Source organism: Streptomyces sp. NPDC025793, assembly GCF_055558375.1.
Genome location: NZ_JBVHMR010000061.1, coordinates 1 through 20,745 on the forward strand (window position 1 = coordinate 1; position 20,745 = coordinate 20,745).

General features: G+C 67.3%; 21 protein-coding genes and 7 pseudogenes. 11 read left to right on the top strand and 17 right to left on the bottom strand.

The genetic code is table 11. From position 1 onward, the window contains the following. Window positions 1–32: 32 nt before the first annotated feature. From ACZ4MF_RS44330 to ACZ4MF_RS44340, 3 genes and pseudogenes are all read right to left on the bottom strand, one after another. The gene (locus ACZ4MF_RS44330) at window positions 33–617 is read right to left on the bottom strand and encodes a M15 family metallopeptidase domain-containing protein (protein ID WP_467499489.1); all 585 of its coding nucleotides are present in this window, start codon (window positions 615–617) and stop codon (window positions 33–35) included. Between the two features lie 312 nt (window positions 618–929). After that, a complete protein-coding gene (locus ACZ4MF_RS44335) occupies window positions 930–1,160 on the bottom strand; it encodes a hypothetical protein (RefSeq protein WP_467499491.1) in 231 nt (76 codons plus the stop codon). Between the two features lie 204 nt (window positions 1,161–1,364). After that, window positions 1,365–1,835, bottom strand: a pseudogene (locus tag ACZ4MF_RS44340) (GNAT family N-acetyltransferase). A gap of 193 nt (window positions 1,836–2,028) precedes the next feature. On the opposite strand from ACZ4MF_RS44340, the gene ACZ4MF_RS44345 reads away from it, so the two are divergent. After that, a complete protein-coding gene (locus tag ACZ4MF_RS44345) occupies window positions 2,029–2,805 on the top strand; it encodes a methyltransferase domain-containing protein (protein WP_467499493.1) in 777 nt (258 codons plus the stop codon). Window positions 2,806–2,898: 93 nt separating this feature from the next. Here the strand turns inward: ACZ4MF_RS44345 and ACZ4MF_RS44350 are convergent, their stop codons facing one another. The 7 genes and pseudogenes from ACZ4MF_RS44350 to ACZ4MF_RS44380 form a co-directional block, all read right to left on the bottom strand. Continuing rightward, window positions 2,899–3,696: an ABC transporter permease gene (locus ACZ4MF_RS44350; protein WP_467499495.1), complete on the bottom strand. Its 798-nt coding sequence runs from the start codon at window positions 3,694–3,696 to the stop codon at window positions 2,899–2,901. Further along, window positions 3,683–3,856: a hypothetical protein gene (locus tag ACZ4MF_RS44355; RefSeq protein WP_467499497.1), complete on the bottom strand. Its 174-nt coding sequence runs from the start codon at window positions 3,854–3,856 to the stop codon at window positions 3,683–3,685. The genes ACZ4MF_RS44350 and ACZ4MF_RS44355 overlap by 14 nt, the downstream gene beginning before the upstream one ends. Further along, entirely contained in the window at window positions 3,853–4,266 is a 414-nt protein-coding gene (locus ACZ4MF_RS44360; protein ID WP_467499544.1) for an ATP-binding cassette domain-containing protein, read from the bottom strand. The genes ACZ4MF_RS44355 and ACZ4MF_RS44360 overlap by 4 nt, the downstream gene beginning before the upstream one ends. Next, entirely contained in the window at window positions 4,191–4,637 is a 447-nt protein-coding gene (locus ACZ4MF_RS44365) for a DUF6262 family protein (RefSeq protein ID WP_467499546.1), read from the bottom strand. Before ACZ4MF_RS44365 ends, ACZ4MF_RS44360 begins: the two co-directional genes overlap by 76 nt. A 61-nt stretch (window positions 4,638–4,698) precedes the next feature. Next, window positions 4,699–5,685, bottom strand: a complete 987-nt coding sequence (locus ACZ4MF_RS44370) for an NAD(P)-dependent oxidoreductase (RefSeq protein ID WP_467499499.1) — start codon at window positions 5,683–5,685, stop codon at window positions 4,699–4,701. Window positions 5,686–5,744: 59 nt separating this feature from the next. Continuing rightward, window positions 5,745–5,858: pseudogene (locus tag ACZ4MF_RS44375) on the bottom strand (IS630 family transposase); the annotation flags it as partial. Between the two features lie 53 nt (window positions 5,859–5,911). Next, window positions 5,912–8,488 (bottom strand): DUF6185 family protein, encoded by a 2,577-nt coding sequence (locus ACZ4MF_RS44380; protein ID WP_467499501.1) that lies wholly within the window; start codon window positions 8,486–8,488, stop codon window positions 5,912–5,914. 189 nt (window positions 8,489–8,677) lie between these two features. On the opposite strand from ACZ4MF_RS44380, the gene ACZ4MF_RS44385 reads away from it, so the two are divergent. The 4 genes and pseudogenes from ACZ4MF_RS44385 to ACZ4MF_RS44400 all read left to right on the top strand — a co-directional run. Next, on the top strand, window positions 8,678–9,097 hold the full coding sequence (locus tag ACZ4MF_RS44385; RefSeq protein WP_467499503.1) for a hypothetical protein: 420 nt from the start codon (window positions 8,678–8,680) through the stop codon (window positions 9,095–9,097). Then, window positions 9,090–9,404: a hypothetical protein gene (locus tag ACZ4MF_RS44390; protein ID WP_467499505.1), complete on the top strand. Its 315-nt coding sequence runs from the start codon at window positions 9,090–9,092 to the stop codon at window positions 9,402–9,404. Before ACZ4MF_RS44385 ends, ACZ4MF_RS44390 begins: the two co-directional genes overlap by 8 nt. Then, window positions 9,380–10,034: pseudogene (ccsB, locus tag ACZ4MF_RS44395) on the top strand (c-type cytochrome biogenesis protein CcsB); the annotation flags it as partial. The gene ACZ4MF_RS44390 and the pseudogene ccsB, both read left to right, overlap by 25 nt. A gap of 39 nt (window positions 10,035–10,073) precedes the next feature. Further along, window positions 10,074–10,781 (top strand): annotated as a pseudogene (locus ACZ4MF_RS44400) (ABC transporter ATP-binding protein); the annotation flags it as partial. Between the two features lie 87 nt (window positions 10,782–10,868). Here the strand turns inward: ACZ4MF_RS44400 and ACZ4MF_RS44405 are convergent. Beyond that, window positions 10,869–11,306 carry a glutaredoxin domain-containing protein gene (locus ACZ4MF_RS44405; protein ID WP_467499507.1) on the bottom strand — a complete coding sequence of 146 codons (438 nt, stop codon included), beginning with the start codon at window positions 11,304–11,306 and terminating at the stop codon, window positions 10,869–10,871. 468 nt (window positions 11,307–11,774) lie between these two features. Here ACZ4MF_RS44405 and ACZ4MF_RS44410 point away from each other — a divergent pair, with 468 nt between their 5' ends. Together ACZ4MF_RS44410 and ACZ4MF_RS44415 are read left to right on the top strand one after the other, a co-directional pair. After that, window positions 11,775–12,368, top strand: coding sequence for a restriction endonuclease fold toxin-2 domain-containing protein (locus tag ACZ4MF_RS44410; protein WP_467499509.1), 594 nt, complete (start codon window positions 11,775–11,777; stop codon window positions 12,366–12,368). Window positions 12,369–12,415: 47 nt separating this feature from the next. Next, window positions 12,416–12,838 (top strand): hypothetical protein, encoded by a 423-nt coding sequence (locus tag ACZ4MF_RS44415; RefSeq protein WP_467499511.1) that lies wholly within the window; start codon window positions 12,416–12,418, stop codon window positions 12,836–12,838. An 84-nt stretch (window positions 12,839–12,922) separates the two neighbouring features. Here the strand turns inward: ACZ4MF_RS44415 and ACZ4MF_RS44420 are convergent, their stop codons facing one another. Next, the gene (locus ACZ4MF_RS44420) at window positions 12,923–13,048 is read right to left on the bottom strand and encodes a hypothetical protein (protein ID WP_467499513.1); all 126 of its coding nucleotides are present in this window, start codon (window positions 13,046–13,048) and stop codon (window positions 12,923–12,925) included. A 1,102-nt stretch (window positions 13,049–14,150) separates the two neighbouring features. Here ACZ4MF_RS44420 and ACZ4MF_RS44425 point away from each other — a divergent pair. Beyond that, window positions 14,151–14,764: pseudogene (locus tag ACZ4MF_RS44425) on the top strand (response regulator). Between the two features lie 61 nt (window positions 14,765–14,825). Continuing rightward, window positions 14,826–15,026, top strand: a complete 201-nt coding sequence (locus tag ACZ4MF_RS44430) for an SCO3870 family protein (protein ID WP_467499515.1) — start codon at window positions 14,826–14,828, stop codon at window positions 15,024–15,026. 24 nt (window positions 15,027–15,050) lie between these two features. Here ACZ4MF_RS44430 and ACZ4MF_RS44435 read toward each other — a convergent pair whose 3' ends face one another. The 4 genes and pseudogenes from ACZ4MF_RS44435 to ACZ4MF_RS44450 all read right to left on the bottom strand — a co-directional run bounded on the left by ACZ4MF_RS44435 (window position 15,051) and on the right by ACZ4MF_RS44450 (window position 16,661). Then, complete coding sequence (locus tag ACZ4MF_RS44435) at window positions 15,051–15,281, bottom strand: hypothetical protein (protein ID WP_467499517.1); 231 nt, start codon at window positions 15,279–15,281, stop codon at window positions 15,051–15,053. A gap of 117 nt (window positions 15,282–15,398) precedes the next feature. Beyond that, window positions 15,399–15,725 carry a hypothetical protein gene (locus tag ACZ4MF_RS44440; RefSeq protein ID WP_467499519.1) on the bottom strand — a complete coding sequence of 109 codons (327 nt, stop codon included), beginning with the start codon at window positions 15,723–15,725 and terminating at the stop codon, window positions 15,399–15,401. A gap of 113 nt (window positions 15,726–15,838) precedes the next feature. Further along, window positions 15,839–16,084, bottom strand: a pseudogene (locus ACZ4MF_RS44445) (helix-turn-helix domain-containing protein); the annotation flags it as partial. A gap of 145 nt (window positions 16,085–16,229) precedes the next feature. Beyond that, entirely contained in the window at window positions 16,230–16,661 is a 432-nt protein-coding gene (locus ACZ4MF_RS44450; RefSeq protein WP_467499521.1) for a nucleotidyltransferase domain-containing protein, read from the bottom strand. A gap of 205 nt (window positions 16,662–16,866) precedes the next feature. On the opposite strand from ACZ4MF_RS44450, the pseudogene ACZ4MF_RS44455 reads away from it, so the two are divergent. After that, window positions 16,867–17,389, top strand: a pseudogene (locus ACZ4MF_RS44455) (transposase); the annotation flags it as partial. 565 nt (window positions 17,390–17,954) lie between these two features. Here the strand turns inward: ACZ4MF_RS44455 and ACZ4MF_RS44460 are convergent. Continuing rightward, window positions 17,955–18,923, bottom strand: coding sequence for a helix-turn-helix domain-containing protein (locus tag ACZ4MF_RS44460; RefSeq protein WP_467499523.1), 969 nt, complete (start codon window positions 18,921–18,923; stop codon window positions 17,955–17,957). Between the two features lie 128 nt (window positions 18,924–19,051). Here ACZ4MF_RS44460 and ACZ4MF_RS44465 point away from each other — a divergent pair, with 128 nt between their 5' ends. Further along, the gene (locus tag ACZ4MF_RS44465) at window positions 19,052–20,089 is read left to right on the top strand and encodes a saccharopine dehydrogenase family protein (RefSeq protein ID WP_467499525.1); all 1,038 of its coding nucleotides are present in this window, start codon (window positions 19,052–19,054) and stop codon (window positions 20,087–20,089) included. Window positions 20,090–20,745 lie beyond the last annotated feature (656 nt).

A 20,745-nucleotide genomic window follows, 5' to 3' on the forward strand; every position in this document is an offset into this window, starting at 1 on the left:
GGCCCTTCCTTCATGCCTCGACGTCGGCCAACTCACCCGATCCAGGACTCCGTTCGAACCAGATCGAGCACACGAACGGATAGAGAACGGCCAGTCAGACATTGGGCGAGGAGGTTGCGGTTGGCGCGCGCGGTTGGCGACAGCCCTGGAGCAACGAAGGGACACCACCTCTCATCGCCCGTGCGGTGTCCGTTCACCGCGCCGCCCATGTCCAGTTCCACGCCATCGCTGTCGATGAGTGTCAGGTCCACGGCCGCGCCGGCGCAATGTGGGGCCACCTCGACGGGGGAGACGAAAGCACTCGCCTGGCGGAGAAGCTCTGCCGGGTCCGTGATGCCTGAGAGGCGCAGACGATCCTCATACAGTGCGAACCGGCGTGCCTGCTCAGGCAGGCTGCGATGGCCTTCGATCACAAGGAGCCTGATGCCGGCGGGCAGCCTCTCGGAGGCTGAGCCCAGGCGTTCGAGCACGCCGGTCCTGACTTGCCCGTATGCCCCGGCCTCGTCCTGTTCTCGCGGGTCCAGCACTATCACGGGAACGGTGGCGATCTCCGCAAGGGGTTCGCCGCAGTCTGTCACCGGGGTGTCGATCACTCGCGGATCGCTAAGCAAGATCATGCCGCGTGAGCCTAACGCCTCAGACCGGCAACCGTGCGGGCACACATTCGGCACCTGTCTCGGAAGCAACTTGAGCGTGGAGAGGCCCGAGCCCAGACCAAGCAATCGCTCGGGACGAGTGCTCCTTGTGTGCGAGGACCGCGTCGGGTGCCGTCTTGGGTCTGCCGACGGACCGTGGGACCCGAACTTGTCTATGACCTGCATGAATGTGAGTGCGTCGCCAGCCTGGCCCGGGGTGATGACGAAGGCCAGTGGGCGAAAGCGGCAGTCGGCGGCGAGGTGGATTTTGGTGATCAGCCCGCCATGGGAGCGTCAGAGGGCATGGTTGTCCGGCTCACCAACCGGAACCTCCCTTTGGCGAGTCCCGGCGGCATGCTGGTGAGCGCGGACGATCGTGGAGTCGACCGCGACGAGAGGGTCCAGGTCGCCCCCAGCGTCGGCTCGGGCGAGCAACGTGGTGAGGGCCTTCTCCCAGGTGCCATCGGCGGCCCATTTCCACAGCCGGTTGTGGGCGCCGTTCAACGAGCCGAACTCAGCTGGCATGCCTTCCGGGAGAATCGTCTGGTGCTGCCAGGCGATCGCGTTGATCGCTTGCCGGTGGTCCTACCATCGCTCGCCTCGTCGAGGTGGCCGGTCCGCCAACAGCGGCTCGATTCGGGCCCATTGGCATCAGTCGACAACACACCCAGGCCGACGATCAGGTGATCCGGAAGAACCAGCCGCTCAACCGGACGGCATGCCTGAGGATCACATGCCGAACCACTGCTCGGCGCCGTAGTCCTCGAGCCGCTCCACCTCGGTGCACCCCAGCTTCGCCGCGAGGCGCATCGCGCGGTCGTTGGCGGTCTGGGTGCAGAGCACCACCGGCTCGTCGGGAAGCGCGTCGGCGAACCAGTCGAGTGCCGCTGCGCACGGCTCGGCGGCGTACCCGCGCCCCCACACTTCTGGCAGGAACATGTAGCCCATCCCGGCCTCTCCGGCTTCGGGACGGAGGTGACCCGGATGCTCTGTGTCGCGCCGATCGAGCGTGACCGTGCCGATGACCGCTCCATCGAGGTCGATCACGAAAAGCCGGGGCGCCGCCCGGACACCTCAGGCACTGCGCGTTCGAGCTCATCGCGGGTTCGAGGTCCACCGATGTCGGTGCCCAACTTCTGGCGAGGCGAGCAGCTCAATGAACGCCGCACGGTCACCGCGGAGGAAGCCCGTTACGGACATCACTGGTGGTCGACAGCAGAGCTGGCCACTACCGCAGAGGTCGTTCGCCCGAAGAAGATGGCTTCTCTCCTGCCCGCCGTGCCGGCGACTGTCGACCTTGGCCGAGCCCCTGTGTATCTGGGCAACTTCAACGAAGAGACCGATCCGGAATAACGCACCCCGTACGGTGAACACGGTTGGTTGACTTGAGCGCATGACATCCTCCGCGTTCGAGACAACCAAGCCCGATTCCGTCGCCTATCTCGACCGGCTCGCCACGAGCGATCTCGGCCGCGCCTACAAGCAGCGCATGCTCGACGCACTCGATCTGCGTGCCGGGCACAGTGTGCTCGACCTCGGCTGCGGTCCGGGGACCGACCTCGAGGCGCTCGCCCAGGCGGTCACCCCGGCCGGGACTGTGATCGGCATCGACCACGACCAGGACATGGTGGACGCCGCCCGGACACGCACCACCGGTCAGGCCGCGGTGGAGGTCCGGCACGCGGACATTCACGGTCTGCCGATGGCCGACGACACCGCCGACCGCGCCCGCACCGACCGGGTCCTGCAGCATGTGGCCGATCCGTCGGCGGCGCTCGACGAGATCCGCCGGGTCCTGCGGCCGGGTGGGCGGCTCGTGATGGGCGAGCCCGACTGGGAGACCCTGACCGTGGACCACCCCGACAGCAGCCTGACGCGCGCCTACACCCGCCATGTGGCCGAACGGGTGGTCCGCAACGCGGGCATCGGCAGGCAGCTGACGCGCCTGGCGACCGAGAGCGGATTCACCGTGCCCGAGGTCATCCCCGTCACTCCCGTCTTCCGGGACCTCCGGGTCGCGGACAAGATCCTCGGCCTGGAACGCACCACTCGCCGAGCGGTCGAGGCCGGGTACTTCAGCGACCAGGAGGCGGAGACCTGGCTGAGGCGGCTCACTCAGGGTCCGTTCTTCGCGGCGGTGACGTTCTACATCGTCGTGGCCGAGGCGTAGTCGCCCGTAACGGTTGCTGCGGCCGGCGCGCCGGCCGCAGCAACCCGCTGGGAGGCATCGCCGCAAAGTTCGGCATCGCAGGCGCATCAGGTGTCATGCCGCGGGGTCCCGTCGCAAGAGCACAAGGACGGCGGCACACGTGGCCAGAGCGCTCGTGGCGGTCTGGACCAGGATGCCGGTGCCGAGGCGGGCGGTGCCCGAAGGGTCGAACAGGTGGGTCCAGTCCTGCCAGTAGTGCATGGGCAGGACGAGTTGAACGGGGTGCAGGGTGTGCGAGCCGTTGAGGAGGCTCGCGCCGATCACGAAAGCCTGGGTGGCGCCCAGGGCTTCGACGCCGCGGGGCAGGAGGAGCCCCAGGGTGAACGCGATCGTCGAGATACTCAGCATGCACAACAGGCAGTAGCCGGTGGCCGACAGGACACGGACGGCCGTCTCACCGCCGCTGAGATTCGGCGCGCCGATGACATGGAACGGGTGCCAGCCGAAGACGGCGAGGCCGACGAGAAGTCCGGCCGCCAGTGCGCACAGGGTGGCGATCACGGTGAGGACGGTGAGGGCGCCTAGTTCGGCCGCCAGAAGGCGTGTTCGGCTGACGGGGGCGACGTACAGGTAGCGCAGGGTGCCCCATTCCCGGTCGGAGGAGGCGATCGCGGCAGCCGGCAGCGCCACCATGATCGGGAGGAGCAGCGGCTCGATGAACGCCATGCCCGCCATGGCGTGGTTGGGCGCGGAGTAGGGGGAAGCGCCGAACAGGCCGGTCTGTCGGCCGTTGCGGTGCCCTGCGTCCGAGGCGAACGAGAGGCCGGCCATGACGGGGACGGCGGCCAGGCAGGCCAGCACGGCGAGGGTGCGGATCCGCAGCAGTTGGGTGGTCAGTTCAACGCGCAGCACGCTCGCCGTCTCCTTCGGTCATGGTCAGGAACGCCTCTTCCAGGGAGTTGCTCTCCTGCCGTACGGACATGACGCCGATGCCCTCGGTGACCAGCGCGTGGACGAGGTCGCGGGAGGGCAGGCCGGGTGCGGTGACGACGATCTCGTCACGCCGTGTCATGACCGTCGCGACGCCTGGCAACCGCGCAGGACGGCAGCCGCCCGTGCGGTGTCGTCCGCCTTGAGGAGATGGGTGCCGGCGTCGCCGAGCAGTTCGTCCATCGGTCCGGCGGCGATCAGCCGGCCGTGGTTCAGCACGACGGCGTGGGTGGCCAGTTGCTGTACTTCGGCGAGCTGGTGGCTGGAGACGAGCACGGCGGCCCCGCACCTGGCCAGCTCGCCCAGATGCTCGCGCAGAGCCCTGACTTCGCCGGGGTCCAGGCCGTTGGCCGGCTCGTCCAGGACGAGTACGTCCGGTTTCCGCATCAGGGCCTGAGCCAGCATGAGCCGCTGCTTCATGCCCATCGAATAGCCCTTGACCTTGCGGTCAAGCGCGTCGCCGAGGCCGGCGAGGTCCAGGGCGTCGTCCAGGGCAGGGGGTGGCCATGCGTAAGGGAATGGATGACCGTGCCGTCGTCGGCTGAGGGCGTCTGAGGGGCAGGTCGATCCTCGGTCCGTTGCTGGCCGCGCAGGGCTTCGATGCGTTTACGCAGGTCGGTGTGGGCATGGAGGAAGTCCAGGCTGACACCCGCCCTGCGGGCGACGGCCCGGAAGTTGATCTCCTCGCCCTCCTTGATCAGTTTTCGGATGCCCGCGTCCGCTCGTTGGACGGCCTGCTGGTGTTTGTCCTGGGCGGCCTCTCGCAGGGCGGCGATTCGCCGGTCAGCAGGAGGCTCGGTTTGGCCGTTCGTGTCGTGTGACGACTCGGCCGTGATCGTGGACGACGACTTGTGGGCGCGGATCGAACCACTGCTGCCGCCCTGGCCCGATCGGTCATCAGGGCCGAAACCGGTACCGGACCGGTCAGGGGCGCAGCAGGGTACCGGCGGCCTCCTCCAAGAGGGCTACGGCAAGGAGTTCGCCATCCACAGGTCCGAAGCGCTCCAGGGCCAGCCGGTGGATGCGCAACACTGTGTCGGCCATCTCGTGCGGGGTGCCGAGGTCTCGGGCCTCACCGGTGATGACCTTGAGCTGGTCGTGGATGCGATCGAGGCCGTAGGAGCGAAGGTAGTCCCCGGCGAACAGAGCCGGCAGGTCCCGGCGGATGAAGTCGCTTCCCGCCGCGCTGTCGGCCAGCGTGTCGCGCAGGGCAGCGAGATCGATGCCCGCTCGGCGTCCGAGCAGCAGGGCCTCGGCGGTTGCCGTGGCCTGCCCGAACCAGAGGAGGTTGATGAGGAGTTTCGTCGTGTAGCCGGTTCCGGGGCCGCCCATGTGGCGGATCCGGTCCGATGTCGCCACCGCTTCCAACAGTGGCCTGCACCGGTCGAGGACTTCAGCAGAACTGCCCACGAACAGCCGCAGGCGCCCGTGTTCGGCGTCGTCCGGACTGCCGCCCATGGGCGCTTCGAGGACGTCGATGCCGTGGGCCCCGGCTCGTTCCCGCAGCTCCCGCGCGGCTGCGGGGGCGTTGCTCGTCATGTCGATCCACACCGCCCCAGGGGCCAGGGCGGCGAAAACGGCATCCGGAAGAGCTGCCGCAGCCTCATCGGGTCCAGGAACCACGGTGACCAGTACATCCGCCCCGGCTGCGGCGGTCGTGACGGAGGGCGCCCAGTTCGCACCCAACGAGCGCACCACTTCTTCCCGTTCGGGACGCAGATCGGCAGCGGTCACCGTGTGGCCCGCCGAAACGAAGCGTCCACACAGAGGTGTCCCCATTCGGCCGGCACCGACGAGGGCTATGCGCGAGGGCAAAGAATCACCGCCATGGCAGTCGTTGCGTCTGTCGTGTCCCTCCGGCGCACCCGAAAGACCGCCGCCGTCCGGTCGCTTGGAGACACTATGGATCACCTGGGAACACTGCGGTCATCCTATGGGCTTGTAACGTGATCACGATCCGGCCTTCTTGAGAGCATCATTGCCCGCCGATAGCGCACCGAGTTGGTGCTGCCCCGGCGCACGATCCGCTGCAGCTTCTGCCCTTCCTGGTCGGTCAGTCTGCGCACACGGACAGGCTCGGCCACCGCGCCTCCAGCGGTCGGATCGGTCGTCACCGCACATCCAACCGCCACGACCACTAGCCGCCGCGGGCCAGTGCGCGCCAGATGGCCACCGCTGCCGCGAGCTGGGCGAGTAGCCAGGCGACGTGTCCCGAGAAGCCCCGGGTCTGGTAGACGGACAGCAGCAGCGCGAAACGGCTGGGCCAGTACTGCCGTTCCTCCCTGAACGTCGACGTGTCCATCCAGATGCTGGTGAGCGTCAGGATGGACAGCATGAGCACGGAATAGAAAAGCAGGGCCAGATTTCCGACGCCCACGTGGGTGGCCTTGTTGAACAGAATGGCCAGGCAGGCGGGCACGGCGTAGGCGAAGGTCAGGCTCCAGGCGCGAACGGGACTGCGACGGCCGGGGAGCAGGCGCCAGAGCGCGCCCAGGACAAATCCGGAAGCGGCCCACGCCACCTGATAGGCGATGAGACTGGCGAGGACCCCGGGGATTCCGGTGGGTTGGTAGGAGAGCTGTAGCAAGGTCCAGGGATCGTACAACTGCTGAAAGAGCAGGACTCCGGTGGCCGGAACTCCGAAACAGAAGGCCAGACGCGCGGTGTGCGTGGCATTGGTCCACCAGTGGCCCTCGGGTCCCCAGGCCAGGGCGGCTTCCAGAACGGAAATCTGCGCGGGTGGGTTTTTCCGTCCGCAGCCGTCCACCACCCACTGGCGCAGCCCGTGCAGCTGATCCTCCAACTGCTCACAGGTGACGGTCCCGGCTCGCCCTTGGTCCAGTAGTTCCAACTGGTGGTTGAGGCTACGGTACTCATGGGCCTTGGCCATCAGCTCACGACGGTGTTTCCTGGTGCTCAGCCGCTTCATGTAGAAGGCGTCGCCCAGCTGGCTCAGTACTGACCACCGCCGCCCTACCGCGAGAACCGCGAACAGCGAGCCGATGTTCAGAATGAGCCAGATGCTGTACTGAGCGTTGTTGCCCGCCAGGGTGGCGCCCTGTAGACCAGCGGTGAAGGCGAACACCACCGCGGTGAGCAGCAGGTCTGGCCCTTCCGGGCCGAGGGTGCGCTTTTTCTGCTTTCGATCGGACGGGCTCCGTGGCGTTTTGGCACGAATATGCAACAGGCCAAGGAGTGCGATACCCGTCAGGAGCCAACTGTAGGAGAAGATCCACGTCAGCTCGGTGAAGGGGAATTTTCCCAGGTACTTGCTGACATATGCCCCGTGGTTGGCTTCAGTGTTCTGGTCGGTGAGCCAGGTGGTCCGCTTCCATTGGTTTTCGCTTTCCCAGCCGAGGTATGTGAGCAGGCCCCCGGCGACCGTCCCGAGCAGCGCGGAGAGGACGATGACACAACGAACCGGCGAACTGTCCCATCTGGCGGTCCAGGAGGCTGGGACGAGTGCTCCCTCACGTCCGAAGCGCCAGGCCCACGCGGTCATGGCGGCCAGCCACAACCACACTGTCGCCAGGTCCATGAGGATGTAGCCGATCTCGCCGGAGACGCTCACCGCCCTCCTCGACACCAGGGTCGACGGCAGGCCGAACAACTCGGGTGCCAGGACCACGAGTAAGCCGACCGCCGCCACGGCCGAGGTCGCGCCGATGACGGCGCGGGCCTGGCGACGCCGTCGGTCTTCGAAGGCACCGGACGCGTCGGCCGTGCCGTCCACGGCCGTGATCCGCACGCTGCCGCCCCAGGGACGGGCGACGAAAACGAGTGTCAGGCCAGCGGCAATGCAGACGAGGGTGTACCACTGTGGGCCGACCCGGCGCTGATGGTTGAGCAGAATCAGCATCAAGGCGACCGCCGCGCTGAGCATGGCCCACCGCAGAACGGTCTGCGTAGGGCCGTCTCCGGTCCCGCCGCTGGCAGCGCCGAGCCGATACGTGCGCCGGGTGCGAAGCGCGGCCAGCGCAAGCACGACCGAAGCGGACACCCACCAAGCCGCGACTCCGGCCGTGCTCCAGAACGACTGGCTGTAACTCAGGATCCAGGAGCGTTGCCACGGCAGGTCGACTTCCAGCTCGATACTCGTGGGCGGCAGGTTTATCCATTCCAGCTTTTTCTCGGTGGAAGAAGATGCCCTGCCGGAGATGTCACTGAAATGCAGGCCGCCCAGATAGGCGTCAACCCGCTCCCAGTTGGCTTTCTGGAGAGTCTGCGGGTGGAGGAGAACCTGCCACTTCTCGCTCTTTTCCCGTTTGATATCCCAGGGGCCGAGCAGGATTTCGTTGTAATCCTGGATCAAGGCGAGAGAGTCATACTTCACCTGGACCTGCCCGTTTTGGGTGCTCACGACCGGGTTCTGGATGCGCCACTCCTCCAAGTGCTGCGCATTATCCGATCCGCGCAGCAGGCAGTGCATCGCTTGCTGGTATTCTTTGGAATCTCTGTTGAAGGTGAGCCACCTTGCCCAATGCCACTCGTTCAGGGGCAACTTGATGTTCACGTCGGAATAGATCCTGACGTAGTCACCCTTGGGATTCTGGTCGAATCGAATCGTGGCATCGACGGTGCTGATCTGATCGAGTCGATTCTCCGAACAGTTGACACTATGACTTTGCCGCGCCTCTGCGGCAGGGCATCCCCACCACAGCATGGCGGCAGTCATCAACAGCAAAAGCCACCGCCACTGGATCCCCTTCGTCACCCCAAACCTCCTCCCTGGGGAACTCGAACTTATTCGTCTGTCATATGCCATCCCAGCTGACACACGGCAGGAGGTCCGGCAGACCACTCCATCGGCCGGTGCTCTCGAATTGCAGGGACCGGTCAGTGGCAGAGAATTAAATGTGACGACCGTCAACTATTTGACCGTCAACTATTTGACGGAAGGGTTATGACCGACACATCGGCGTCCGTTCCGACGAGCCCTCTTCCCCGCTTCGAGGAAGCCCAGGGGCTGGGGCCTCAGGACGCGGAGTTCGTCCGGGATCTGGTGGCGGTGCTGGCCAGGCACGGGAACCTGAACCGTTTCGGCCTGTGCCTTCCGCACGACCACTTCCCGATCGCCGCAGGCGAGGTCCTGGTGGAGACGAACGACTCCCGGGCCCGCACGCTTCAGGCTCACGTGGAGAAGACGGGCCGCACACGGCACACCAAGGCCTCGCGGTGGCGCTTCCTGCCGCACGGCGAGAACGGTCCGGGTGCGGAGCGTGACGGAGGGGCGGACGAGGTACTCCAGTTGTGCACCACGCTCGACCTGTGCCCGGGGAACGAACACGAGGGCGACCAGACCGAGGCTGGGGAACGTGGATGACCTCGCGGCCACGCGTGTGCAGGAGTACGCGCAGGTGTACGAACAGCTCCTCGGTGCTGCCGCCCGGCTCGACGTACTGCGGCGTCTGGAGGGCGGGGGCGGCGAAGTGGACGCCCACGCCACCGCCGCCATGCATGCGGCGGCGTTCGCCGCCACGATCCTGCGATCGGTCGTCCCCGACGCCCCTCCGACGGGCTTGCGTCACGACAGCGAGCGCCTGCTCCACCTCGCTGCCGCCTGGCGCGAGGCCGCACTCGATCCTGGCGAGTTCATCCCACCAACGAGTTCTCCTGCGTCTTCGCGCTGACCGTGGTGGGAGCCCATCTCGTCCTGCTGGCCGTAGGCAAGAACGTGCGGTGGCTCGGACTGCCGATCCTCATCGCGGCGCTGCTGATCCTCGGCCTGGCCGTCACGGTGCTGTACACCGCCTCCGAGCAGCTCGTTCCGGCTCTTCACTCGTACTGGCTGGGCATCCACGTCCCCGCAATGACCATCTGCGCGGGCGTCTTCTGCGCCGGCTTCGCGGTCACCGTCTCCTATCTGGCACAGGATTCGCGGGAACGCCGTCTCGCCACAGGACAGGGGCAGGCAAACCGTCTCGACGGCATCCTGGAACGGCTTCCGGCTGCCGCCAACCTCGACAAGCTCTCCTACCGCCCGCCTCAACGCCGTGGTCTTCCCGTTGTGGACGTTCGCCGTCGTCGCGGGTTCCATCTGGGCCGAAAAAGCCTGGGGGCGGTACTGGAACTGGGACCCCAAGGAGACCTGGTCCTTCATCACCTGGATCGCGTACGCAGGTTACCTGCATGCCCGTACTGCTGGCTGGAAGGGCCGCAAGGCGGCCTATCTCGCCCTGGTGGGCTTCGCCTGCGTCCTCTTTAATTTCTACGGCGTGAACATCTTCGTGACCGGCAAGCACTCCTACGCGGGAGTCTGATACCCGTAACGCCAGTCGGCCGGGCCCCCAGGATCTGGGGTCCCGGCCGACTGGCGTTACGGGGTGGTTTCAGAACTCGTGGATTGTCGAATGCCATTTGTCCTCTCCGGCATTTCCATCGACGTACCGGCCGGCACTCATCTCGCGGTCGTAGGCGCCGCGGGCGCCGGCAAGACAACCCGTGGCTATCTCGTGCCACGTCTGTACGACGTGAGGCGGGGCCGGATCACGATCGACGACGTCGACGTCCGGGACCTCGGTTCCGCGACGCTGGCCTCCACGGTCGGCGTCGTCTCCCAGGACACCCACCTCTTCCACACCACCGTCACCGACAACCTGCGCTTCGCCAAGCCAGGTGCGACCGAGGACGACATCACAGCCGCTGCGAAGGCTGCCCAGATTCACGACCTCATCCAGAGCCCGCCCGACGGCTACGACACCATCGTCGGAGAGCGCGGCTACCGGTTCTCCGGCGGCGAGAATCTGGACGAGGCGACCAGCGCACTCGACACGCGCACCGAGCGTGCCGTTCAACGGGCACTGGCCACGCTGTCGCGCAATCGCACCACCATCACCATCGCGCACCGGCTGTCCACCATCCGCGACGCCGACCAGATCATCGTGCTCGACCAAGGGCGGATCGTCGAACAGGGGACCCACAGCAGCCTCCTGCACCAACAAGGGCGCTACGCCGCTCTGGTCCGGGCTGACGATCACCTCACGGAGGAGACTGCGACTGTCCACTGATGGGGTCTTGCGGCCGAGTGCGGGTCCTGACCACGCAGGAAGTCCGGGCGGACGCGCGTGTGCGTGCCGAAATCGCTTCACTCCCGATCATGCGGAACGGGAGAGTTGTTCGCGCACCCATCCGGGATCGGGGTTGGTGTGCGGCTGATCCGCCACGATGACAGTCGGCACGGTCTCGTTGCCGTCGTTGACCGCCCTCACCGCTGCTGCTCCAGCCGGGTCTCGCCAGATGTCGACCCAGTGCAACTGGCGGGCACGGCGGCCCAGCCGAATGCGTAGGCGCAGACAGTACTTGCAGCCGGGCCGCCAGAAGACGACCGGCCGGCCGTCGAGTGAGCTACGGCGCTGTGCCTCCAGCGCACCGATCGACCTCGGGAATACCAGAGGCGAGTTCATGCCTGCGAGCAGCACGAAGACCAGCAGGAAGACTGCGGCTGAGCCGAGGCTCCCCACGAAGATCAGCCCAGTCGCAACGACTGAGCCGCTGAACAAAAGCAGCATCGGCAGGATCCAGGCGCGCGTCATGATGGTGCAGGCTATCGATGAGTCGAGCGTCGCGCTCGGCACGGTAGGCGCCGGCCGGTAGTGCAGCGCCTGGCGGAGGCCGCGCGAAGGCTGGTGCTCCGTCAGGCATGGGCTCCCTTGGGGCGGGTGGCGGAGTTACAGTGCCATCCGGCGCTCCGCCTCGGCAATGAAGGCGCGCAGCCGCTCCACCTCGGTGGCCAGGCCAGAGGGCCGGTCTCGGCGAGGGCATAGACCTTGCGGGCCTGGCCGCCGCCGACCTTCGTGCCCCGGGATGCCCAACGGAGAATCCTGATGACCGAGATCGACGGCGAAGCCACCGAGGGCGCAGGCGGTCCCGCACGGCTTGGACAACCCGCCAGGCCGGCCCGGCGGACCGCCGCTGCTGCCGGTGCCGGTGGCAAACCCTGTGCCGGTCATGATCGCCTCGTACCCCGGGCAGCTTCCTGGCATCCTGACCATGGGTGCCCCATGGGTGCCCAGATCAACTCGGTCGACCCGACGATCACCCCGCGGGACCCGATCCCACCGGAACCCGGCACCACCAGCCTGCTCAACCCTGCCGAGGAGAAGCAGTTCCGGACCTGGATGAACTCGTTGAACACCGGAGGCTTCGCCGGCGGCGGAGACGCCGCCAATCCGAATAACGCCTACCAACTGCGCGTGTCAGGGTATCCCGAGCGGGAGGTCCCGTTGCCGGGGCGCAGTCGCGGGCTCATGGTGGACGGCATACGCCCGCAGGACGGCTACCTGGTGGAAGCCAAGCACGTGCAGGACTCGAACTGCGCGCGGCGGAGCTACCGCAGCATCCAGAGGGTCAACGAGACTCTCGCCAAGCCGGTCAAGGTCGACAACAGCGGCAAGCCCAAGTGGGATCCGATGATCGACGGCATGTACGGCGACGACAGCCGCGAGCTCGACCGCTACAAGGACGCCATGGCGAACCCGGCGAACAAGCAGATGTGCGGGCTTGAGATCGTGACCAACGGCAAAGACAACGCGGCGTACTGGGAGTCGATGATCGCAATGAACGGCGTCAGCGGATCCGCCCGGTACGTCCCCTGAAATCGAGGATGCTTGTGTCAGCGCCACGCAATGTCAGAACCACGTTCGTGTTCGTCCCGCCCGACGACAGCCCAGCGGCCTGGCAGGCCAGCCTGGACACCTTCACCACGGCACTGGAGCGAGCCTTCCCCGACGCAGTGCTGAAGCATCGAGTCGACCCGCTGCGAGGCGCGGACGTGATGGACTTCGACGTCGAGGTCGCGCCCGACATCTGGATCACAGGCAGGGCGGCCATGCCAGAGCCCGACTACGCCTACATCACGGCCGGCAACGCGACTGCCGACGAGGCCGCCCTGTTCGCGCAGTGGCTACGCGACTCCTACCTCCCCTCACCGGCCGTCGCATGGTTCAACACCAGCGCCGCCATGGAAAACGGCATGGAGACCTCCTCTCCGCTGCCCGCCACCGGCGACTCATCCGCGCTTGAGGCCTTCTTCCGTCAGCACCTCGCTGCTGCCGGAGTCGAGTGACCTGACCGGTACAACGGCCCGCGCCCGTACACACTGATCGCGGCCAGCCAGACGAGTCTCGTCACGTTCTCCTTCGGGGCGTCGTCAGGACGGGTCTGCCGGTGCCTTCGTCGGGCGGAGGGTGTCGAGCAGCCACAGCGACAGGGCCGGCGGCGGGAGCCATGGGCCCGCGATGCCGATGGTCACTTCGGCGAGTACAGCGAGCTGCAAGGCCGGCTGTACGACATCGTCGGCGGCTCCGCCGAGAAGTGCGCCTCCCTGCTCAGGGTGGTAGCGCGGTCTTGCGATCCCTCGCACTCGGACGATGCCCTGAGCGCGCGCGGTATCACTGCGCCTCCTAGCGTGAGAGTGCCTTGCTCTCACAGGACCGGCAGGGTCCGGCGGCCCCTGCATCCAGCGGGGGCAGGGGCCGCCCATTTCCTTTGGGTGCAGTTCCTCTCAAGGGGAGGGCTGAGCTGGGGGTGTCGAGCGCGGGCTGTGTCCGCGGCCGTCTCGTCTCTACCGTGGTGGTGAGGAAGGGTGGCGGATGGGCTCGCGGCTCGGAGTTGGAAGGACGCGAGGCGGCCGCCCGGCTCGGGTGGAGGAGTTGGAAGCCGAGGTCACGATGCTGTCGAGGAAGCTGATGCTGCCCCCGGAGGAGGGCGGGGAGTGTCGGCAACGGGCGAATCATTGGACCGGTGGCGAGAGGGGAGTTCCGTGTATATCTCAACAAGGCACTCGAGGTGCTGATACCGCTGACGAGTACTGGGACGAAAACGTGCAGTTCATCGCCGCCGCCCGGGAAGCTGCCCCTCGGCTCACCGCGGAGATCAAACATCTACACAGGCAGCCGGGAGCCGGTCTCCCGAGCGGAGATCAAGAAGGGTGAACTGATCGCGGGATGGCCGCGACCTTACTACAGGGTCCTCGAACCTGCTGCGACATTATGTGTCTTGAGAAGCGCGACCTGCCGGGCAGGGCGACGGATCGGTTCCTGGCACAACGGGCCGGCCACCACTGACATATGTCACATGATTCCATGATGATATGCCCTTTCTGAGGGTCAACTCCCCGGAGATGCTGGACACATGAGGACGGAAAAGCGTCCTCCGGCACGGGGACGCGAAACGGTGTGCGGTGTACGAGCAGTGCTGGGTCGAGAACGGCGGGGCCATGGCGGCGGAGCGCGGGGCAGCGGCTCGGGGCGCGCGGGACTGCGCGAGCGGCTGGCGTCAGTGGACGGGACGACGCTGCAGGCGGCAGTGGCCGGGAAGAGCACGTTTGTGCCGGTGGCGGGGGTGCCCCTGGCAGCGGCGACGAACGAGGTGATGCCGTGACGGCGCCGGTACGGCTGCTGTTGGCCGACGATGAGCACCTCGTCCGGAGAGCCCTCGCTGCGCTCTTGTCCCTGGAGGACGATCTGACCGTCGTCGCCGAGGCCGCGACCGGACCGGAGGCGCTGGCGATGGCACGGGCCCACGAATCCGACGTGGCCGTCATCGATCTGCAGATGCCCGGTGCGGACGGAGTGCGGGTCGCCAGGTCCCTCCAGGCCGAGCAGCCGGGCTGCAAGGTGTTGATCGTGACCAGCCATGGCCGGCCCAGGCACCTGAAGCGGGCGCTCGCGGCGGGCGTGCGCGGGTTCGTCCCGAAGACCGCGAGCGCGCAGCGGCTGGCCGAGATATCCGGGCCGTGCATGCCGGAAACCGCTACGTCGACCTCGAGTTGGCCGCCGATGCCATCTCCGCGGGTGACTCACCGCTGACCGAGCGGGAGGCGGAGGTGCTGGAACTCGCCGCCGACGGAGCGCCTGTCACGGAGATCGCCGAGCGGGCCGCTCTGTCACCAAGGACTATGCGCAATTACCTGTCGTCGGCCGTCTCCAAGGTCGGAGGGAAGAACCGGCATGCGGCGGTACGGCTCGCGCGCGAGAAGGGCTGGGTGTAGCCGAGGTGTCGCAGTTCGCCAAGGCGGTTCAGCAGCAGATCACAATGTGGAGGAAGTACTCGTGAAGAAGGTCCCGTTCGGGTCCCTGGCCGCATCGATCGCGGCGCTTGGGACGGTGCTCGGTTTCCTCGCGCTCCGGCTTCGTGCGGATGGCTATGAGCCGTACGTCGACTCTGTGGCCACGGCCAGCGTGGTGATGTATGTGACCTCGGCCCTGATTGTGGTGACGTGGGTTCGTGCCCGTCGGCCGCACTCGGACTGATGATGATCGGGCTCTGAACGGCCGCTATTCGGCGATTTCGGCGGCCCGCAGGCTCTCCAGGTCCTTGAGCACGTCCTTGAAGTACTTCGAGCGGGTCGGAGCCACGACTACCACCGTCGGGTACGGGGACGTGCGGGCCTTGGCGAGGTAGGAGCGCGCGCGGGGGGAGAAGGCCTGGGAGTCCGCTGTCTCGGCCCGGTCTCGGTGGAGGAGGAACTGGGTCTGGGGGTCGCGGCGGACGAGATGGCCGGGCATGCCGGAGAACTCGGCATCGGAGAACTTCGCGGCGGTGATGTCCAGTGCCCAGTCGACTGCGGCGTAGAAGCGCTCCGCGCCGTCCCGGAAGGCTTTCTCGACCGCGTCCGGGAGGGACTAGTGGGCTGGCCGCACCATCAGCTGCGGGATGCGCCCGAAGAGCGTGACGTGCCGGAAGACGCAGGCGGACGGCAGTATCCGGTGGCCGGAGGCGAGGTTGTGCACCGAGACGTCACTGAACTGCACGCCGTGCAGTACGCCGCCGGCCCGGCAGTCACGCAGGGAGAGATCGTGCACTCTCAGCCCGAACTCCGGGTCCTCGTACTGGGCCAGGGCTCCGCCCTGGACGGTGCAACGGACGAGATCGGCGCCGCCCAGCGAGCGCGGTGAGCCGATCAGCTTCGTATGCGGAAGCACCTCGTCCGTAAAAACCGTGCGTGTCATGGCCCCACCCCTCTGCCACCTGTACGCCTGATCGCCGGTGCCACCGTACACAGCGGGTCTGACACCGATGCTGCGCTGCGCGGCCAATCCTGGGCGTTCAGCGTGCCGAGCAGTCCCTGCACCCGGGCCGAGAGCGCCTCGAACCCGTCGGCGTTGAAGTGGTGGATCACATCCCGGACCCGGTCCGCGCTGGTGAACGCCACCTCGGCGATCTTCACCACCGACATGCCCTGGGCCAACAGCAGCACCATCTGGGCCCGTCGCCAGGTCACCACCGAGCCGGAGCCGCGGCGAACGATCCTCAGCAGCCGCCGGCCTTCATCGTCATCGATCTCGCGTAAGCGCACCCGTTCTGCCACGCCCAGCGGTAGCGGCTGTGCACGTCTTCAAGCCCTTACGCCGGGCGGGCGCCCTGCTCTCGAAGGGCCGTCTCCAGCCGGGCGACGTCTTCGGCGTCCTTTGGGCGGCGCGGCCGGCCCGGAACCCAGACCGGCATCATCTGCTTCATCTCGATCTGAGCGCGAGGACTGATAGTCCGGCACCGCAGTGCCCGATAAGGCCAACAGGAGCATCGAGCATGCCCTCCGGCCACACCTCCCCAGCCCAAGGGCCTCCGGCGACCACAACCTGCCCGCACCGGTTCTTGCCCAAGAGCGCGAAGCTGCTCTCCACACCTTCCTTGCGGAAATCGAGCTGTTGGTCGGCAGGTGGCCCGGACAGAGACTCATAGCCGGAACGCAGCAGGCCGTCGGTCAGAGCGGAGGCGTCCTTCGCCCAGACGAACCAGTCGAGGTCCACATGGTCACGCGTGACTTCTCCGATGAAGAAGTCCATGGCCCAACCGCCGCGGAGCCATACCTCCACACCGAGAGTCTTCGCGATCTCCACCGTCTCGCCGATCAGCCGAAGCTGCCGAGCACTGCGTTCCCTGTCCACAGCGTGCAGGCTATGCGTCAATCCCAGCCCCAGCAGCTCGATTTCCCGATCGCGTCCCATGAAGTGGTGTGGCCGGGCAGGGTCCCGGAACGCGCGGGTGTCTGCCCGAGGCGTGCATCCGCTGGCGGTGCGTGCTCCCTGAACAAGGGTGGGCCATCGCGCAAGACTCCCTGGCGAACGGGCAGTTCGACCGGAGGAGCACGCGATGGCCTTGTCCCAGTCCGAGCTGATGCGGCTGCTTGAGGTGTCTACGTCGGGCCGACGTAGTTGAAGCAATCAGGGTGGTGTGCGAGCGCATCCTGCAGGAGCTGATCGAGGCCGAGGCCACGGAGATGATCGGTGCCGCGCCGCGCGAGCACTCCCAGACGCGCACGACCTGGCGCAATGGACACCGGGACAGGTTGCTGACCACGCAGGCCGGTGGCCTGGACCTGAAGATCCCGAAGGTGCGGAGCGGGTCGTTCTTCCCGTCGTTGCTGGAACGCCGTCGGAGGATCGACCGGGCGTTGTTCGCTGTGGTGATGGAGGCATACGTGCATGGTGTCTCGCCCCGATCGGTCGACGACCTGGTCAAAGCACTCGGTGCGGACAGCGGGATCTCCAAGTCCGAGGTCTCCCGCATCTGCGGTGAGCTGGATGCGGAACCGGCCGCGTTCAAGGAGCGGCCGCTGGACCACACCGGCTTCCCCTACGTCTTCCTGGACGCGACCTACTGCAAGGCCAGGGTGAACCACCGGTTCCGCGCCACCCTCGCCCAGCTCTCCAAATAGCCCCCGTCGCGGATCACCTCTGCCGAGCCCGCCATGCCTGCTGCCTCCCGTCGCCGCCGCTACCCGTCCGACACCTCCGTCGCAGAATGGGCACTCCTGGACCCCTCCTGAAATCGGCAACGGGTACTTCATCCACCCGCCCGCTACCGTGACTGCGCACCTGGACGAGTACGGTGCGGTTCCCCTCGAGAATGGCGATCATGGACTCGTCTTCGGGAGCGACGGCGGCGGCAATCTCTTCGCTCTCGCGTCCAATGGCACGGTCCACAAGTCCAGGACCGCATCCTGGACGACGAGTTCTATGCCGAGCCCGCCAGTCTGTGCGACTTCCTTGAGCAACTTCGCGATGTATTGATCAGTTCGCCGCCACAGGCCACCCCGGGGCTCTCTGAACTTCACGCACCGCATGTCCACACGCGTCCTTCGTGGGTTCACGGAACTGCGGCCAGAGCCTTGAAATTCCCCATCGGCGGCCAGTAGGTGGGGAGCTAACTGGCCGCCGATGGCTACTGACCGTGAAGTGTCAGCTTCCGTGATGCGGGCTTGGGACTGGCTCTTGGGGGCGGAAGGTGCGGCGGTAGGTATCGGGCGGGACGCCGACGCTGCGGTGGAAGTGGCGGCGCAGGGTGGTGGCGGTGCCCATGCCGGTGGCCGTGGCGATGGCGTCGACGGTGGCGTTGGTGGTTTCCAGGAGTTCCTGGGCGTGGCGGATGCGCTGGGTGTGGAGCCACTGCAGTGGTGTGGTGCCGGTGAGGTGTTTGAAGTGGCGGGCGAGGTGGCGTGAGCTCATGCGGGCCTGGCGGGCCAGGTCCTCCACGGTGAGTGGTTGGTCGAGTCGTTCCAGTGCCCAGGGGAAGAGTCCGCCCAGGGGGTGGTTGCCGGGCTCGGGCAGGGGTGTGGAGATGAACTGGGCCTGGCCGCCGTCGCGGTGGGGCGGGATGACCAGACGGCGGGCGATCTTGTTGGCGTTGGCCGAGCCGTGGTCGAGGCGGACCAGGTGCAGGCACAGGTCCATGGCGGCGGCCTTGCCCGCAGAGGTGAGGACGTCGCCGTTGTCGACGTAGAGAACGTCCGGATCCACGGTGGCCGCCGGGTGACGCCGGGCCAGTTCGCGGGTGTGGGCCCAGTGGGTGGTGGCGCGCCTGCCGTCGAGCAGTCCGGCCGCGCCCAGGACGAAGGCGCCCGTGCACAGCGAGGCTACGCGGGCGCCGGCCTCGTGGGCGGTGCGCACCGCCTGGACCAGGTCGCCGGGCGGTTCACGGTCGGTGTCGGCCCAGCCGGGGACGATCACCGTGTCGGCGTGCGCGAGATGGTCGAGTCCGTGGTCGGGCGCCAGGCGGAAGCGGTCGACGTGTACCGGACCGCTACCGCAGACGGAGAAGTCGTACCAGGGGTCCACGATGTGGGTCAGATCAGCGCCGAAGATCTCGATGGCCACGGACAGTTCGTAGTGGAGCATGCCGTCGGTGACGGCCAGCGCGACAGTGGGCATGTCCGAAACTGTACGCGCCGTGTCGTTTCCGACACTCGTGCGGGGTACTGCCGCGAGGACAGGATGTGGGTGTCAGGCCGCGGCGGATCGACATCGCGGCGGGTGTTCCAGTGCACGGGAGCAGTCTCATGGGGTCAGGTCAGCAGGTGGCGGTGTTCGGCGCGTACGGTCACACCGGGCGGTTCGTGGTCGCGGAGCTGGCCGCGCGCGGATACGTCCCGGTGCCCTCCGGACGCAACGCCCAGGCGCTGCGGGAGCTGGCCGACGAGCACGGGCTGGAGGCCCGGGTGGCGTCGGCCGAGGACGCGGCGTCGCTGGACCGGGCCCTGGCGGGCGCGGTGGCGGTCATCAACTGCGCGGGACCCTTCGCGACGACCACCGGTCCCGTGATCGAGGCCGCGCTCCGTGCGAAGATCCCGTACCTGGATGTGGCCGCCGAGCTTGAGGCCAACCTCGACACCTTGGCCCACTACCAGGAGCGGGCCCGGGAAGCGGGAGCGGTGATCGTCCCGGCCATGGCCTTCTTCGGTGGCCTCGGCGACCTGCTGGCCACCGCGGCGATGGGCGACTGGACCACAGCCGACGAGGCCCACATCGCCTACGCGCTCAGCAGCTGGCACCCCACCGCCGGCACCCGCCTGTCCGGTGCCGTCTCCCGCGAGCGCCGCGGCGACGTCCGCCTGCGCTACAGCGGCGGCCGGTGGGAGCGCCGCACCGACGCCGCGCCCGTCCTTCAGTGGACCTTCCCGGAACCGATGGGAGTCCGGGAGGTGATCGGCGAGTTCACGATGGCGGACGTCGTCACCGTTCCCCAGCACCTGTCCATCCCCGACGTGACCACCTACATGACCGTTGAGGCGGTCCGTGATGTCGCCGCCCCCCACACACCGGCCCCGACCGCCGCCGACCGGAGCGGGCGCTCGGACCAGGCTTTCCTCGTCGACGCCGTTGTACGCTCCGGCGGAGTCGAACGCCGGGCCACGGCCAGCGGCCAGGACATCTACGCCGTCACCGCACCTCTCATCGCCGAGGCCCTCGAACGCGTTCTGACCGGCCGCACCAAGACTGTCGGCGTCGCCTCCGCCGGCGAGATCTTCGACGCACCGAACTTCCTGCATGCACTCGCCCCGTACATCGCACTCGACCTCCACCCGCAAGGTGCCTGACCGCGACGCTCCACGACGCGAGACCGTTTCCGGATTCCCGAAAGCGGACTCCCCCCACGTCTCCTGAGCGCACGCACGTACGCACTCCCGCAGATTCGCCGAGTCTCCGCTACTCTCACCGAGAGCCACATTCCAACTGGCCGTACGTGGGGAATCTTTGGGGTTCTGATCCATTCTCTGTGGAGCTGTGACTGAGCGTCACAGGAGCCTGGAATGTTCTGAGCAGTGACGGAACGGTCCTCATCGTGAGCACGATGACGAGCCTTCCGCTTGGCCGTGGGGTTTGCCGTGACGGCTCAGGGGGATTCGGTGGTGCGGGCGCGCGTCTGGTCGGCCCGCGGCCGTGGGGGCGCCGGGACTGTCGGCGGTTTGGTTTTCCTGTCTGTGTGAGCTCTCACTGGCTGGTGACATGGCCCGTGGGGGTCTGGCTGCCGAGAGGTCCCGTCGCTCGGCGACGGGTGGGCCGTCGGCGGGGTGGGTGTCCGTCGGGCGGGATGGCGGCGAGCCAGGTCGATCTTGCGGCGGCTGGCATGGGCGAGTTGAAAGGCCAGCCGGAGGGTCTGGGCGGCGATGCCGCGGATGCGTCGGGTGCCGGGGTCGGGGACGGCGGCCCGAGCTTGGGCACCCCGGCCTCTCCACCGTCCGAGCGCGAGAGG